This window comes from Mesorhizobium sp. KR9-304 (genome assembly GCF_040049215.1).
Taxonomy (GTDB): Bacteria; Pseudomonadota; Alphaproteobacteria; order Rhizobiales; family Rhizobiaceae; genus Mesorhizobium_K.
In genome coordinates this window covers 57,972-73,021 of the sequence record NZ_JBDZDN010000005.1, presented here as the reverse complement: position 1 = coordinate 73,021, position 15,050 = coordinate 57,972, and the positions used below count along the sequence as shown (strand labels likewise).

Here is a 15,050-nt window from a genome sequence, read left to right as displayed (position 1 = left end):
ACGTGCTGCGGTTCGGTTGTGCGGGCGCGGACAATCACCACGGCCAGCACAATATCCTAGGCTCGATAGGCGAAGGTCGACATCATCCCGGTCGCCATGTGGTAGAGGTGGTGGCAATGGAAGGCCCACTGGCCGGGATTGTTGGCATCGACGGCGATCGTCACCGAGCGATTGAGAGGCAGCAGGACCGTATCCCTCACTGCTCCCGCAAAGCGCTCCCCATCGATCGCAACGACCTGGAAGTGATGACCGTGCAAGTGCATAGGATGCGCCATCATGCTGGTGTTGCGCAGCGTTACTTCCACGCGATCGCCCACATCTACCAGGATCGGTTCGTTGGACTTCAAACCCCAGCGGTAGGCAGCCATGTCGCCAGTCAGGGCCATGTCGAACGTTTTGTCCGCAGGGCGCGACGCCAGTGGCGTTGTGGCCCGGAGCTGCGCCTCGAGCGCCAGATCAAGGACCGGGGCGCCATCATCTCCGGTCGACGCGATCTTGGTCACTGTCGCCCCGGCCGGACGCAGGATGATGCCGGAGCGTTCCCTGCTCCCCTCGCGCAGCGCCAGGATTGGAAACGAGCGTGCTTCGCGCGGCAACTGCAGACGGACATCGATGCGTTGCCCCATCGTCATCGGGAAGCGGCTGCCCTTGACCGGCTCGACGTCCTGACCGTCGACCGCGATCAGCTCGCCTTCCAGTTCGCCTAAATCGATCGTGAAAGCGGTCGCCGTGGCGCCGTTGATGATCCGCACCCGCACGCGTCCGCCGGCTTCCACAGATGTAACTTCAGGATCGTCCAGCGTGCGATCGTTGGCCAGATAGGCGTCATACTCGATGTCGTTGAGATCCATGGCCATGCCGCCGTGGTTCATTCCCGCCATGGCGCCGGCGGCGGCCCCCGACATGTCCATGCCGCCATGCTGCATCGGCGCAGGGTCAGCGCCTGTCAGGCCGGCCAGAAGTTCCTCCGGCGACGAGAACGAGAAGTCGTGCAGGAGAATGACGATTTCCTGCTCGTCCGTTCTATCGTCGTCAGGATCGGCGACGATCAGCGGCGCGGCAAGAAGGGCCTGCTCCTGCAGTGTGTGCGCATGCATCCAATGGGTACCCGGCTTGCCGACCGGAAAATCGTAAGTGCGATCGGCGCCGGCGGCGATGAGAGGAAGCGGCGCATCGCCGACGCCGTCGCTCGGCCAGGGCGGCGTCAGCCCGTGCCAATGGATGATCGTCGACTCGGGGGTCTCGTTGCGGAGCAGGACATTGAAGGCATCGCCTGCCCGGAAGCGGAGACCCGGCGAGCCGTCAGCCCGTTGGAGGCCGAAGACGCTTGCGGCTTTGCCGTTCACCTCGATCGTGCGGCGGACAATGCCAAGCCGCGTCTGGCCGGCCGACTGGCCGGCGACGGCCGCAGTGAGCAAGGACGGTGGCGTCGCAAGCACCACGGCTCCGGCAAATGTAGTTTTAAGGAAGTCTCGGCGTTTCATTGTCGCCTCCTACGGATTTGAGTTCGAAATCTCGGGATTGAGGGTCATTTGGACAAATGGCCACAATCCGCCTGACCGGGGCGTCGAGACCAGGGTGCAAGCGGAGAGAAATTCATCGCGTGCGGGGCCTGTCGGCGGCGCCGGGCAGCCTGTTCAAATGCGGGAAGAAGGCGGGCACGCCGGCTGCATAGCGATCGTATGCCTCACCGAACTCTTTCCGCGCTTCACGCTCCTCGGTGAAGGAAAGCCGCACATACATGCCGACCAGTATGGGGAACATCGCCAGCGTCAGCAGGGTCGGCCACTGGACGAGGAAACCAGCCAAGACGAGGACAAAGCCGACATATTGCGGATGGCGGACATACGCATACGGGCCTCCCGTTGCGAGGCGCCCCTGCCGCTGCGCCTCATAGAGCACGCGCCAGGCGGCCGAGATCAGCACGAATCCGCCGCCGATCAGGATGAAGCTGAGAACGTGGAAGGGGCCAAAATGCGGATTCATCCGCCATCCGAACATCATCTCCAGGAGATGGCCAGCATCATGCGAAAACCAGTCAATGGCTGGGAACCGCGATTGAAGCCAACCTGAGAGTAGATAGATCGTTAGCGGGAACCCGTACATCTCAGCAAACAGTGCCACCAGGAAGGCGCTGAACGCACCGAAGGAGCGCCAGTCGCGTCCCGTCCGCGGTTTGAAAAAGCTGAAGGCGAACAGAATGAAAACCGCTGAATTGACGAAGACCAGGCCCCAGAGGCCATAGGCCTGAGATTGCTCGACCATGGTCATGCTCCTTTTTCGGGTTTCGTACCGGTTCCCGCGGCCGAATCTGCTTCGCTATCCCGAATATGCCGCCCATGGCCGCGATGCCCTCCGTGGCCGGAATGCATGAACATGTGAAGCAGAGGACAGGCCGCCAGCAGCAGGAAGGGAAGGACGCCGAGGGCATGGGCCCGGTGCTCCGAGAGAAGGAAAAAGGCGGCGATCAGCAGAAAGGCAGTCGTGACGAGCGCCGTTTTCGAGGTCCAAAATCCGCGCGGTCTTGGCTCGAACTCGGGTTCCGGTCCATGTCGGGACGGATGGTCATTTCGATATTGTGTCTGCGGGTTCATGGGTTGGGCTCCTTCCACTGGTGGCTTGATAGAGGTTGTTGTTCTTGGGCGCGTCGGCTGAGCCGCCACTCTCGAACCAAAAGACGATCAGGCTCAGTGCCCAGACCAGCGCGCCGGCGAGCAAAGCCCATTTGAAATCGGAATCGATCATGAAGTTCACGACCGCCATCAGTCCGATGGACGACGCACCTCCTACTAGGGCTCCGGCCACCGCGACCGAGTGGCGCGTGCGGAATGCCGTCGCTGCCAGCGCAATCAGAAGCGCGCCGGTGGCAAGCGCGTATCCCCCGAGCACCCTGAAAACATGCGTGAGCCACGTGGCGAGCCGCGGACCGATGGCTTCAAGCTCGGCGGCCGACAGGCCTATGTAGCGGATATCCTCGGGCAGTAATGATGGACGCAGGACGATGAAATACAGTCCGATCCCGGTAATGATCATTCCCGCAAAGGCAAGCAGTGCGGACGAGAATGTCCAAGTGTAGCTCACGGGTGGCGCAAGTTGTGAACGGTTTGTCATGGCCGGCTTCCCATTGGCCATTTGTGCTAACGCCGCCCGGTGGCGGCGACATTGTAAATAGAGGCGTAGACAACACCCGCGACGAGGCCGACGATTCCAAGACCGACAATGCCGTAGAGCGCACGACCAGGGCTGATCGGCGCGGCGGATCTGACCGCACTCAGGTCGAGCCCATGCATGAAGGCGCCGAAGAAATCGAGCGTTCGATCCGGCCATATCGCGAAGGCGAGAGCGCACAACATGCTCAGAAGGGCGAGTGTGACGCCCAGCGCGACGCCGACGGCTAGAGTGCTTAGCTTCTTGTTCATGGAAATTCTCCACTGAGTTTGGCGCATTGTCTTGGCCATTCGCATAGCCGATGACGGCTGGTGTGCGAGCGGCACGTCCCGCTGAACGCCGGCGCGAATCTCGCGATTGCTAGCGGAGTGACAGAACCTCTGGTTCTGTCTGCCTAACAAACCCGAGAACCGCGCTGGCGCGGGTTCAGACGTGGCTTCGTGGAGGTCGTAGAAGAGCGTCGGGATCGATGCCTGTTGCCAGGAATCCGGTATCCGTGATGCCGCATGCGGCGATAGAGGCTCGATCGAGAGCCTTGCACCCCTTTGTCAAGGGAACGGCGGCACCGCAACAACCCGATCCGGCCGAGGACATGCAATTCGTGCTGCAGTCCTGCCTGCAACTGTTGTGGTGGCTGTCCTGGGCTGTTGCCGCGATGTGGCTTGTCAGTGGGTCTGAACCGTTCGCGGGGAGAGCCGTACTGTCACCGGCAACGCCGAGTTCGACAGCGATATCCCAGGCTTCTCCGGCAAGACCCGGTCCACTGCTCACCATCGCGCTGCCGGCGATCAGGATGATCGCGGCGAGCAGGACGCGGAAGTGGGTCAGCGTGAGTTTCATTGTTGTAGTCTAGAGCCAATCACGATTACCGCTTTGACGCAAATCAAAGTCAGAACATGTTAAGCGCCGTAAGTGGCCAGGCAATCATTAGACGCTGATGGGATGTCTCGCTTGCCGGTCTGAAGTCGTGGAAGCCTCGAAAGTGGATCACGAGTTTCATGGGGCTGGATGGCACGCAGTCTCGACAGCGATCTGGTTGATGCTGCAAGCTGCAGCGGCCCTTCCTTGGGAAAGCGGCCAACAGCAGGCAAGGACGAGACATGAACGTCAAGGATCCCGCTCCGGCAGACGCCAGCAGTTCCGCGACGGCGCGGCTTAACCGGAATTGCTTCTGCATTACGCTCGACCGCGCAGCGCTGCGGTCGGCGCTGGATCACGAGGCCGGCGACGCGGGCTTCTACGAAGCTTTCAACAACTCCCGGCCGCATCTGTTTTCCAATGTCCCGGTCTTCCTATCCAAATCCGTCATCGAGGAGATGCGCGGGATCGTCGAAGCCATCGAGGCGGCGACGAAATTGCCGGCCTACCGCGACGCAGTCCTCTCTTGGGCCCCCGAAATCGCGCAGCGGGATTTCGGTCCGGCCGGCGCACTGATGGGTCACGATTTCCATCTCGGTGACGATGGCCCCAAGCTGATCGAAGTGAACACCAACGCAGGCGGTGCATTCCTCAACGCGCTCCTAGCCAAAGCACAGGCGGCTTGCTGTGCAGAAGTCGAGCAGGGGCTTATCGGGCCCAGAGGCGACGATTTCGAAATCCGCGTTGTCACGATGTTCGGGGACGAATGGCGGCGCCAGCGCGGCGCCGGTTTGCCGCGACGAATCGCGATCATCGACGATCGGCCTGAGGAGCAATATCTCTATCCCGAATTCGTGCTCGCCAGACAGCTGTTGCGGAAGCACGGCATCGACGCCGTGATTGGCGAGGCGAGCGAGCTGCAATATGAAGGCGGCAGGGTCCGGCTAGACGGACACGGGATCGACCTCGTCTATAATCGCCTGGTTGATTTTGCTCTGGACCACCCGGAGCATGCAGCCCTCAGAGCGGCGTATCGGGACGGCGCGGTGGTAGTCACGCCCAATCCGCGCCATCACGCGCTTTTTGCGGTCAAGCGCAATCTGACGCTGCTGTCCGATCCGGCGGCGCTGGAAACCATAGGCCTTTCCTTAGAAATGCGCTTGCGGCTTGCCGGCGTTCCTCGGACCGTTCTGGTCACACCCGACAATGCGGACGCCCTTTGGCAATCCCGCAAGGACATGTTTTTCAAGCCGCTCTCCGGCCACGGCAGCAAGGCGGTCTATCGCGGCGACAAGGTGACGAAAGGGGTGTGGGCCGAGATCGCCCGGGGCGGCTACGTGGCCCAAGCCTTTGCCGCGCCCGGGCAGCGCATGATCGAGATCGATGGCGCAGTCGCACCGCGCAAGATGGACGTGCGGCTTTACACTTATGATGGCCAGGTGCTGCTTGCGGCCGCGCGCCTCTACCAGGGCCAGACGACCAATTTCAGGACGCCGGGTGGCGGTTTTGCTCCCGTGCTGGTGATATAACACGTCGGGTTCGTCGATCGCCGACGGCCACCGACGTTCTCTGGGATTAGTGGACGGCGAACACCTCGGTGGTGCGGTCTCTGAGGACCAGCAGGACCTGGTAAAGCTGCGCGCCTGATCCCCCATTCCTGGAGAGCCCAGCGGCATCCCCGGAGCGGCGAGCCCCGCCGCATCGGGCCGTTGCGAAATTAGTCTTTCCACGTCTTCAGCCGGGAGCCGGTGGGCACCTGACTCGCCGTCTGCGCGAGCAGGACGACGCGGCGCTCCGAGAAGATCGATGCCGACCAGCAGGCCTTTGCCTTCGACGAAGTCCAGACCGGTACGAGGCGAGCGGCAACGTGCTGCGCGACCGCGCAAGGCGTTCCCCGCGCATCTGGAGCACGTCGCGATCGTCATCGAGCCGGAGACCGTTACCTGTGGCTGCCGCGACTGCCGGCCGGTCAGGATCGGCGAGGACGTCTCCGAGCGGCTCGACGTGACGCCGGCGACGTTCCGCGTGGTCTCACCCGCCGTCCAAAGTATGGCTGCGCCCAGTGCAAGGAGGTGTCTCGCAGGCGGCCGCCGCCGCTTTCGTTGGGATTTGGTCCTGACTTTGATCCTGGACAGCGCAGGGCGATCCTGGTCAACGCAGGGCCGTCCCCGTTGAACAGGCCCGTGACCGGTGTCTGAAGCTCAAGACGGTGGGCTCGTTACCGGCGGGAACTCCGTCAGCCAGCCGCCTTCGAATCCCGCCCTTTGCAGGCCGTTGCGGATGTACGGACACGCGCGCATCAATCGCCACAACAGGCTGCTGCGTTCGTTCTCGATCATAAGGACGATGGGCCCTTCGTTCAGGCCGAAGTGCCAAGGCGAGATCCACCAGCCAAAGATGTTGTCCGGTGACCCCGGATGCGTCGGATTGAAGGCTGCCTTGAAGCCATAGGCGTTGGCGGCCTTGAGCTTGGCCTGATGGATGCAGAAGGCGATCGCTGGTCGGACGATCTCCGGAGCGAACGGCAAAGAGGCCACGATAGCCCAGGGGGCGAGCGTGCCGTCGTCCGGGCCATACGGGACGCCGCGCCCGACATAGTCCTCAAACCGGCGCTCTATACCGTTCAGCTTGAGTGTGGAGGGGCCGGGACCCTCGCTCGCGGTAAGGCCCCAACAATGTTCACCATAGCCGTCGAAACCACGCGGGTTTTCAATAGCGTAACGCTGCTGGACGTAGGTGGCGCGCCGACTGTTTTCAAAATAGTCGCTTCCCTTGCTTCGCATGAAAGGGTCCTGCAAACCGCGAAAGTCGATCCACACATGCGAGAGCTGATGAATGAACAGTGGTCCCGCATAGAGGTAGTCGTAGCCGTAGCAGTGCTCCCAGCGGAAGGTGGCCGTCCAGGCCGAGTAGCTGGTCGGGGGTAGAGGATGCGTCGGAGAGCCGAGCCCCAGGACATAGAGCAAAAGCGCCTCGTCATATCCTTCCCAGCGGTACTTCAGGAACCCGCGCTCGGGTGTCCAACCGTGGGTGAGGGTTTCTCCGTCGTCCTGTGCCCATCGCCAATCGACGCGGCGGTAGAGTGCATCGGCCAAGGTGCGGATCTCAGCCTCGTCCTGCGTGCTCGCATCGAAAAACTCAGCGGCGGCCAGCGCACCGGCCAACAAAAAAGTGCTGTCGATGGTCGACAGCTCGCATCGCCAGGCTCGCCGGCCGGTTTGCATATCCAGGAAGTGGTAGTAGAAGCCGCGGTATCCTGCGGCGTCCGGCTCCGGCCCATGCGGGCTGTTCCAGAAGAAGCGCAGCGTGGCCAAAGTGCGTTCCACCGCCGCGAGGCGGCTCATGAATCCGCGTTCGACCCCTACCGGATAGCAGGCCAGCGCAAGGCCCGTGGCGGCGATGCTCGCTGGCCAGTTCGTTTCGGTTTTGTCGCGAATAAGGCCGTTGGCGGGGTTAGCTTCATGGATGAAGTAATCGAATGTCTCCCGCTGCAACGTCTCGAGGTCGTCTTGTATGGCGGAGTTGCTCACGATGTTACCTGACAGGATTTCGAAGGATGCTGTCGTCCAGCATCGGCCGCCTGTGTGGGGCTAGGCAAGGGACAGGTGGTCGAAAAAGCCCTTGACGCCCCTTACGCCCTCGGCAACCACGCGGACGGCATCTCGCTCACTTTGCGACAAGACCGCTCCCGATACATGCACCAGGCCGTCGGCGACAGTGAGAGCGAGTTCATCTCCTTTGATGCCTGCGTCTTCTCGCGGCCGCGTAAGGATGCTGCGCCGGATCGCGTCATCACCGGGCGCCGTAGCGTCGAATTTGGCTGTGATGAGAACTCGCAGGAGTTCGGCTCGGCTGACGATCCCGACCAGGTGCTGTCCTCTCATTACCAGTACGCGCTTGATGCCGCGTAGCGGCGTTTCCTCGTCGACCCTGACTGGATCGGAGGTCATCACATCCGCCACTTTCCAGCCGTGGCTTTTCACGTAAGCGCCCGCGTGGTTCTCCTCCGTGTCCCGATCGACTGGCGCCAGCGCCTGGCACCGACTTCCGACCTGCGCATCAGATCGCCCTCGGTCAGGATGCCAGTCACGCGGCCATCATCGTCAATCACGGGCAGGCTGCTAATGCGGTGATCGCGTAGGTGTTTTCAGCCTTGCAGGGCAAGCTCGAGCTCGTTCTCATCGGGAACTGTCTCATCAAACACGGCTGACCAGTCCCGTGTACCCTTTGACGATGCCAGTCTCGACTTTTCCCCGACAAGAATCTTCAGTTTTCGCGCTGCCACGGCAAAGCTTGCTTCGACGGCCTCTGCGGATCTGCGCCTTACCTCTTTCAAATCGCCCCTTTGCGTTGGGGGCGTCGAACTGTCCCCCACTTCAGGCTCTCGCACAGTGATCTTTGCGCCCTCCAACCGTTTGGCAGGATCCGGAAATAACCGATACGGCGGGGTAGCTTTCCCGGTTGGAACGACCGAACCAACTGCTCGCCTGGAGCCGACACCGTCTGCCTGCTTCGCATCGTCACCGCTTTCGCTCCGTGCAAATCCAGCCGTTGTTGCGGGCATAGTTGCTGCCGGCAGGAACTCGACGGTGGGCACATAGGGCACGTTCGCCCTCGAGAAAGCTTCCATCCGGTCGAACGGCGACGTCGCGAAGAAGCGCAGCTTGTCCGCGAGGATCGGCCCCTGCCCTTCTGCCATAATGACCATCTTGCTCGGCGGCATCTGACGAATCTCTTGCGGCATCATCAGATCGCGCTCGCGCAATTGCTCAACTTTTGTGCGGCGGTGCAGACCCATCAGTTCAATGGTGCGGGATTCGGTTTTGTAGCGCACCGTCCGCTTGCCCAGGCCCTTGGAGATAGTCTCCGCCGTAACCTGGTCGTTCGCTCCAAAGACAAGCTGATATCCGCAATTGCCCATCAGTGAGTGGCGGGATGTTTCGCCATAAATTTCATCCAGATTCTTCAGGTCCTGGATGATGAAGGCGATTTTGATGTTGTAGCCGGCGACGTAGGGCAGTTTGGTCGTTATCTCGCTCATCTTCTTGAGCTGCCGGAACTCGTCCAGCAGGAAATAGACCGGTACCGTCCTACTGGCTTGTTCCAGCAACAACGTGTCAAGCGTTTGCTGGACGAAAAGCGCGAGCAGCGGTTTCAGGAGCGTGATGTCGGTGATGTTGGGCGCCAGGTAGATCGACACCGGCCGATGCTTCAGGGCGCGCAGGTCCATGTCGGTGACGCTTGTCGCGGCGGCGATCCGCTCGTTGCGGAACGGCCGCAAGGCTTTCTGGATATCCAGCAATGCCGATGCCGCGGCGCGTTCGGAAAGCGCAATATAGGCGTTGAAGCTCTCCAGCGTGAAGCGCGACAGATACGGCTCCCTCTCCTTGATGAGCGCCATCAGCGCCTGGAGATTGGCTCCGCTGTTAAAGAAAGAGGTGACCTCCGCGAGATTCCGTCGCCCCTCGTAGAAGACGCTCTCATTGATATAGCTGATCACCCCGGCCATCACCTGCTGGGCAGTCGCCTGCCAGATCGAATTCTCGGACTCGGTGTTTTCGGGAACGAGGATCGCCGCCACGTTCTGAATATCGGTCGTACGGTCGCCGCGGTCGGAACGGATGTAATCGAGGGGATTGTAGCGGTGCGTTCGCGCCGAACCCGGGGCGAAGAGGAAGACCTGGTTGCCTTTCGACTTCCGGTAGCCTGCCGTGCTACGGAAAATTTCGCCCTTTAGATCGGTGACGATCATCGATCCTTCGTGTGTGAGCGCGTTCGGCACGACATAGCCGGCCCCCTTTCCTGAACGCGTCGGCCCGATCACCAAGTGATGGCGCTCGTCGTTGACACGCAGGATCTGACGGCCGAAGCGCCCGAGAATTTGCCCACTGCGCTGAAACCATTTGCCGCGGCGCAACGACATCATGGTCTGGAAGCTTGCATCGCCGAGCGGATTAGAATTCCGGCGAAGGCCCGCATAGGCGACGATCCCCGCGACGGCGACCGCCGGCGCGATCGAGCCAAGCGCGATCATCTGAAGCGCTGGACTGTCGGCGTAAGCGATGAATTGCTGAAGTGGTGCAAACGGATTGGTCGTGACCATCGTCTGCAGCACGCGGCCGTCACGATACAGGAACTGCAAAGCCATTCCATAGGCCAGCATCCACACCATACAGCCGATCACGAGGCTAAAGGTGAGGTAGAAGGCGCGCAGCGATCCGGTCATTGGTTTCCTGCCCCGTCTCGCGCGAAGAAAATCTCCGACACGCCACGCCGGCCGCCGTCACGCCGGAGCTGGATCACCACCGGGATGACTTGTCTGATGTAGGAGATCAGATCAGCCTTCGGGTAAGCCGCCGAAAGTCCTGACTGCATGACCATCATGGCAAGCTGCTCGTAGGCGCCGAGCGGTGTGTCCGCGTGTACCGTTGACATGGAACCTGGATGACCGGTGTTGATTGCACGAAGGAAGGCAAAAGCTTCCGAGCCCCTCACCTCGCCGACGAAGAGCCGGTCCGGCCGCATCCGGAGCGAGGCTTCCAGCAAGGACTGGATCGTCACATTGGCCGTGCCCTGATCCCCACGCGACGCGAGAAGATGCACGGCGTTCGCCTGGGGTGGAAACAGCTCGCGTGTGTCCTCTAGCGTTATGATGCGTTCGTGGCGGTCGACCGATTTCAGGCAGGCATTCAGAAATGTGGTCTTGCCCGTCGACGTCCCGCCGCTGATCAAGATCGACACGCGATTGACGATTGCCGCGCGGATGAACCCGTAGATGTCACGTTCGCGAAGATGGCGCATCAGAACGCGTTCGGTTTCGCTGAGGCCGCCTAGCGAGACCGACACCCCATCGAGCGCGCCGTTGTCGCGATAGTCCTCCAGGGTAAAATCGCTCACGACCTGTTTTCTGATCGAGATCGCGCCGCCGTCGGGGGCGGCCGGCGGCAGGATGACCTGGATGCGTTCGCCGGTCGGAAGGGCGGCACTCAGCAGGGGACTGGCGGCGCTGATGAACTGGTTCGTCGAGGCAGCTACGCGCTCGCCGATGTTGACGATCTCGGCGGTCGTGAGTTCCGGAAGGTCGTGGAATTCCATATGGTCGGCGCCGAGCCGTTCGACATAGACCTCGCCGGGACGATTGACCGAGACCTCAACCACATTCGGATTTTCGAGGAACGGCTTTAGCGGCGCCAACGCCCGATAGAGGAAATAGTGCCGATCGTTTCGGACGAGTTCAGTTGAGACCGCGTTCACGACGGATCTCCCTCAGCGCCTCGGTCACCGGATCCTCGTACATCGCCGAGAAATCGAGGTCCTGGCGCACGAAGACGAAAATGCGTTCGCCCTGGCTGACGCTGATGGTCGGCGGAATCCGCAAACTGTCGCCGAGCGCCTGGTTCGCCATATCGGAGAAGGTCTCTGCGATCGTATTGCGGGCGAGCTCCTCGGCGGTTTCGGCGTCGTCACTGTCACCGCTCGCGGCCTGGCTACCGTAACCTGCCAGATAACTCGCCCCGCCTCCGACGATCGAGAGCAAAATCGCGGCGCCAAAGCGCTCGCGGAATTTGTTGTCGACGCGGCCGGTGAGGCCGGAACGGCCGAGACTGTCGGCCCCAATGGAATCGAGCCGAACGCTGACACCGTCGTCGCGCAGCATGCGGGTCCAGACCACGAAGATTCGCTTTTGCCCGCGGACAACCTCCGACTGGTATTCGCCGATCAGCCGCGTGCCGGTGGGGATCAGGACACGGCGGCCATCGAAGGAATAGACGTCGTCGGAAACAATGGCCCGGATCTGTCCGGGCAGGTCGCTGACGATTGCCGTCTCAAGAATACCGGGAATGAGAGTGCCCTCGGGCACAAGCGCGTCGATGCGTTCGATGTTGCGCGCCTTGGCCGAGCGGTCGCCAAGGTTGGCCGCGGCGGCGAGGAATTTGCTGGCGCGATCCTCACCGGCAACGGACAGCCCGGCATTTTCCCCGTCCGCAAGGCCGCCCGCGGCGCTCTCGGCCGCCTTATTGTCGAGGACGATCATGTTCGAACGAAAGCGCTCCGGAAACTCATCCCTCGGTGGCTCACTGGCCTCGGTTGGGGGCGGCACTGCTGCCGGTACGGGAGGTGGAGGCACGTCGAACTCTGTCGTATCGACCGTCTCTTGCGGAGGCGCTGGTGGAGGTGGCGGCGGTGGCAGTTCGATGATTTCCGGCTTGGCAGGTTCAGGCTGCGGTTCGCCATCGCGGACGAATGAAGGTGGACGGAAAGTGGTGGTCGTGAACTCCTCGTCGCCGTCCAGCATGTCGCGTGCAGGCTGCTCCCCGCCTGCTATGACGAAGTAGCCGGCAACAAGCCCGAAGACGACGAGAAGGCCGCCACCGATCAACTGGTTGCGTCGGACCGAGCGGTCGGCGACGACCGGATCGTCGGCCTTTCCCAGCGCTTCAAGTTCCGGCCCGCGCTGCATCAGTTGCCGCTCCTACGCCGCTTCGTTGCCCTCGTATCCTCGACCGGGCCGAGGACACTTGGATCAGGCGCCCCAAAATCCGGCTTCCTCAAATTGAAAATACAGATCCACTGGTCACCGTCGCGCAGCGTGAACTGCGTCGCCGTACCGTCGACCACGATGTATTCCCCTTCCCTGCGAAAGTTCTTGAGCGTCTCGGAGAAGTTCGCATTGACAGCGAAGATCGCGGGCACGCGGCGGTCGAACTTGAAGAACGTCTTGTTGGTGTCGTCGAAGACCATGAGCGGCTTCATCCGCGCATCGCCCGAAAAGGAGTAGTCGATGTTGACGTTGGCCTTGTCGATGCCGGAGATGTTTGGCCAGGCGGCCCGCTGCTCGGCTTCCTTGCGCAAGGCGGTGTTGAGGTTCTTCTCGGGATAATGAAAGCGGATCCCAAAGACCTTGCGGCCTGCCTCCGGTGCATAATCGTGCAGCTCGAGATAATAAATACGCTTGTCGGTGACGACGTTCATGTTGGTCGCCACGTCCTTGGCGATCGGCTTGACGAAGAGGATGTTGCCTTTTTCAGCCGGCACGACCTGCCAGCTTTCGGTATCGCCCAGCGAGATCGTCTCGAATTTCTCGTCCTCGTCGAAGATGATCATCGTGGAAATGCCGTAAGTCGCGAAGACCTGGACGACATTGTTTTCCTGATACGTCACGCTGGTGACCCTGGCATCGAGCGACCCGCCTTTCGGCGTTTGTGCTGCCAGGACCGAGGACAGGCCAGACACCATAAGAATGGCCACCATGAGGAAACGGGCGTTCATCCCCCCTCCCCCGGCGAGACCGTTTCCTGATCCCGGCGGTACGAGTACACCTGGAAGCCCAGGGGATTGTCGAAACGCCACTCGTTGCGAATGGGCGTATCGGTGTAGCGGAAGCGCACGACCGAGATCCAATGACGGACGATCGACTCCGTGTCGCTCTTTTCCGTGGTCGAGAAGCGCACGATCGCGGTGCTGGCGTTCGGAAAGGTCACCGACTTGATTTCGACCAGCACGCGCTTGAGACGGCCGTAGACCTTGGCCGGATTCTGCGGATTGGCGGCGCTGAACAGGGCCTGGAGCTCGCGCGCCGCATCGCCGGTCGAAAGCAGCGCTGCGATCCCAAAGTACTCCTCGATGGCGTAGGGATCGTAGCCCTCGCGATTGCGGATGTAGCGTACGACGTTGGCCTGGGTGATCGCCTGCTGCTCGGTGAGCTTGGCTGGCCGTGTCAGGCCGGATTGGACCTCGATGTATCCGGTCGTGCGATCGACGGTAACCACATAGGGTTCGAAGCTTTTCAGCGGCAGCATAAGGACCACGGCAACGAGGCTCAGCGCTGCAAGGCCCGCGAAGATCAGCGCGAAGAACCAGGCGACGCGCGCCGATCGTTTGGCCCTCTTGATGATCTCCTGCTCCCAGATGTCGCCATGCTGGAAATAGGAACGGAGTTGATTGTCGGTGCTCTCGGCCATTCGTCATTTCGCAATCGGGTTGTATCTCGGTCATGGTTCGGCCCTCATGGCCTATCTCGGCGTTCCATTCGCCGTGATCGTACGCTGCATGGCAGTGCCGGCAGCGGTCGGCTGCTGCGATCTCAGTCGTGCCTGGACGCGATGAACCGCGGCTTGAGTCTGCTGAGCAGACCGGCCGACCGCCTCGCGGCTCCAGTACACGCCCTGATAGGCGCGCCTGCGCGCCTCGTGACCGATTGCGGTCGCGAAGGCGCCGACAATGCCCTGCGCGAGCGACTGGACCTGGAAGAGGACAAATGCGCCGGCGATGCACAGCATGATGAAGGCGGCGAAGTCGCTGAGCTTCAGCTCGCGGTTCCCCGAGACCTGATCGATCTTCGTCAATTCCGGTTCCATCGCTGCGATCAGAAACGCGGCGATGACGTACACGAACAATGGAATCATCGCGTAGAGCAGGCACTGGTTGACCCAGCCCATTGCGTAGTTGCGGGTCACGTTGAAGAACATGCAGGAAATGAAGATGGGAGCGGTGCCGAGCAGGACCCAAAGGATGACTTTCGCTAGAACAAGGATCCCGAGTGCGATCGCGACAAAAATGCCGGCAAACAGCATGATGATCATGCCGATCAGCGCTGGAAGGACAGAGAGGTAGCCGGCCTGCTCGGAGAACGCAGCCGCGGCGACATTGGCGGTTTTCCAGATCTGGGAAAGTCCGTTCGTCGGCTCCGTCACGCCGGTGCCGGACGCCGCCAGGATTGCCCGCCCGGCCGCCTCGGGGACCTCTGTCAGCCATTCATAGACGAGCGAATTGAAGTTCGCCCAGGTTCCGACGAGAATGAAAATGACAAGAATCCGGGCAAGACGCCCAATGATTTCGGCGACGCTGATGCGTGACGTGCCAAGAAACAGCTGAACGCCGTAGAAGAGCACGGCGAGGATGAAAAGCAGCCGCAGCAGCGGCTCGATATCCTGGCTCAGCGCCTCGTAGGCTCTCTGCGAAAAATTCTCGCCCGAGGCGTCGATGCGTTCGAGGAGTTCGCCAATGAAGTCTTCCACCGCCCT

At 61.5% G+C, this 15,050-nt stretch carries 16 protein-coding genes and 1 pseudogene; 1 reads left to right on the top strand and 16 read right to left on the bottom strand.

Going from position 1 to position 15,050, the window contains the following annotated elements:
• Nucleotides 1-56: 56 nt before the first annotated feature.
• The 6 genes from ABLE71_RS22205 to ABLE71_RS22180 form a co-directional block, all read right to left on the bottom strand.
• Nucleotides 57-1,484, bottom strand: a complete 1,428-nt coding sequence (locus ABLE71_RS22205; protein WP_348785668.1) for a multicopper oxidase family protein — start codon at nt 1,482-1,484, stop codon at nt 57-59.
• 112 nt (nt 1,485-1,596) lie between these two features.
• On the bottom strand, nt 1,597-2,265 hold the full coding sequence (locus ABLE71_RS22200; RefSeq protein WP_348785845.1) for an isoprenylcysteine carboxylmethyltransferase family protein: 669 nt from the start codon (nt 2,263-2,265) through the stop codon (nt 1,597-1,599).
• A 2-nt stretch (nt 2,266-2,267) separates the two neighbouring features.
• Complete coding sequence (locus ABLE71_RS22195) at nt 2,268-2,594, bottom strand: DUF2933 domain-containing protein (RefSeq protein WP_348785667.1); 327 nt, start codon at nt 2,592-2,594, stop codon at nt 2,268-2,270.
• On the bottom strand, nt 2,566-3,132 hold the full coding sequence (locus ABLE71_RS22190; RefSeq protein WP_348785666.1) for a hypothetical protein: 567 nt from the start codon (nt 3,130-3,132) through the stop codon (nt 2,566-2,568). The genes ABLE71_RS22195 and ABLE71_RS22190 overlap by 29 nt, the downstream gene beginning before the upstream one ends.
• A 5-nt stretch (nt 3,133-3,137) precedes the next feature.
• Complete coding sequence (locus tag ABLE71_RS22185; RefSeq protein ID WP_348785665.1) at nt 3,138-3,419, bottom strand: DUF5676 family membrane protein; 282 nt, start codon at nt 3,417-3,419, stop codon at nt 3,138-3,140.
• Nucleotides 3,420-3,594: 175 nt separating this feature from the next.
• Nucleotides 3,595-4,008 (bottom strand): hypothetical protein, encoded by a 414-nt coding sequence (locus ABLE71_RS22180; RefSeq protein ID WP_348785664.1) that lies wholly within the window; start codon nt 4,006-4,008, stop codon nt 3,595-3,597.
• A gap of 260 nt (nt 4,009-4,268) precedes the next feature.
• Between ABLE71_RS22180 and ABLE71_RS22175 the strand changes: the two genes are divergently transcribed.
• Complete coding sequence (locus ABLE71_RS22175; RefSeq protein WP_348785663.1) at nt 4,269-5,555, top strand: hypothetical protein; 1,287 nt, start codon at nt 4,269-4,271, stop codon at nt 5,553-5,555.
• 165 nt (nt 5,556-5,720) lie between these two features.
• On the opposite strand, the pseudogene ABLE71_RS22170 reads toward ABLE71_RS22175, so the two are convergent.
• The 10 genes and pseudogenes from ABLE71_RS22170 to ABLE71_RS22125 all read right to left on the bottom strand — a co-directional run.
• Nucleotides 5,721-5,951, bottom strand: a pseudogene (locus ABLE71_RS22170) (hypothetical protein); the annotation flags it as partial.
• Nucleotides 5,952-6,227: 276 nt separating this feature from the next.
• Nucleotides 6,228-7,556, bottom strand: coding sequence for a glucoamylase family protein (locus ABLE71_RS22165; protein ID WP_348785662.1), 1,329 nt, complete (start codon nt 7,554-7,556; stop codon nt 6,228-6,230).
• A gap of 60 nt (nt 7,557-7,616) precedes the next feature.
• Complete coding sequence (locus ABLE71_RS22160; RefSeq protein ID WP_348785844.1) at nt 7,617-7,910, bottom strand: BON domain-containing protein; 294 nt, start codon at nt 7,908-7,910, stop codon at nt 7,617-7,619.
• 95 nt (nt 7,911-8,005) lie between these two features.
• Nucleotides 8,006-8,137 (bottom strand): hypothetical protein, encoded by a 132-nt coding sequence (locus ABLE71_RS22155; protein WP_348785661.1) that lies wholly within the window; start codon nt 8,135-8,137, stop codon nt 8,006-8,008.
• 36 nt (nt 8,138-8,173) lie between these two features.
• Nucleotides 8,174-10,252: a type IV secretory system conjugative DNA transfer family protein gene (locus ABLE71_RS22150; protein WP_348785660.1), complete on the bottom strand. Its 2,079-nt coding sequence runs from the start codon at nt 10,250-10,252 to the stop codon at nt 8,174-8,176.
• Entirely contained in the window at nt 10,249-11,280 is a 1,032-nt protein-coding gene (gene virB11 / locus ABLE71_RS22145) for a P-type DNA transfer ATPase VirB11 (RefSeq protein WP_348785659.1), read from the bottom strand. Before virB11 ends, ABLE71_RS22150 begins: the two co-directional genes overlap by 4 nt.
• On the bottom strand, nt 11,261-12,487 hold the full coding sequence (virB10, locus tag ABLE71_RS22140; RefSeq protein WP_348785658.1) for a type IV secretion system protein VirB10: 1,227 nt from the start codon (nt 12,485-12,487) through the stop codon (nt 11,261-11,263). The genes virB11 and virB10 overlap by 20 nt, the downstream gene beginning before the upstream one ends.
• Nucleotides 12,487-13,278, bottom strand: a complete 792-nt coding sequence (locus tag ABLE71_RS22135) for a TrbG/VirB9 family P-type conjugative transfer protein (protein ID WP_348785843.1) — start codon at nt 13,276-13,278, stop codon at nt 12,487-12,489. The genes virB10 and ABLE71_RS22135 overlap by 1 nt, the downstream gene beginning before the upstream one ends.
• Before the next feature lie 14 nt (nt 13,279-13,292).
• Complete coding sequence (locus tag ABLE71_RS22130; protein WP_348785657.1) at nt 13,293-13,988, bottom strand: type IV secretion system protein; 696 nt, start codon at nt 13,986-13,988, stop codon at nt 13,293-13,295.
• Nucleotides 13,989-14,039: 51 nt separating this feature from the next.
• Entirely contained in the window at nt 14,040-15,044 is a 1,005-nt protein-coding gene (locus ABLE71_RS22125) for a type IV secretion system protein (RefSeq protein WP_348785656.1), read from the bottom strand.
• Nucleotides 15,045-15,050 lie beyond the last annotated feature (6 nt).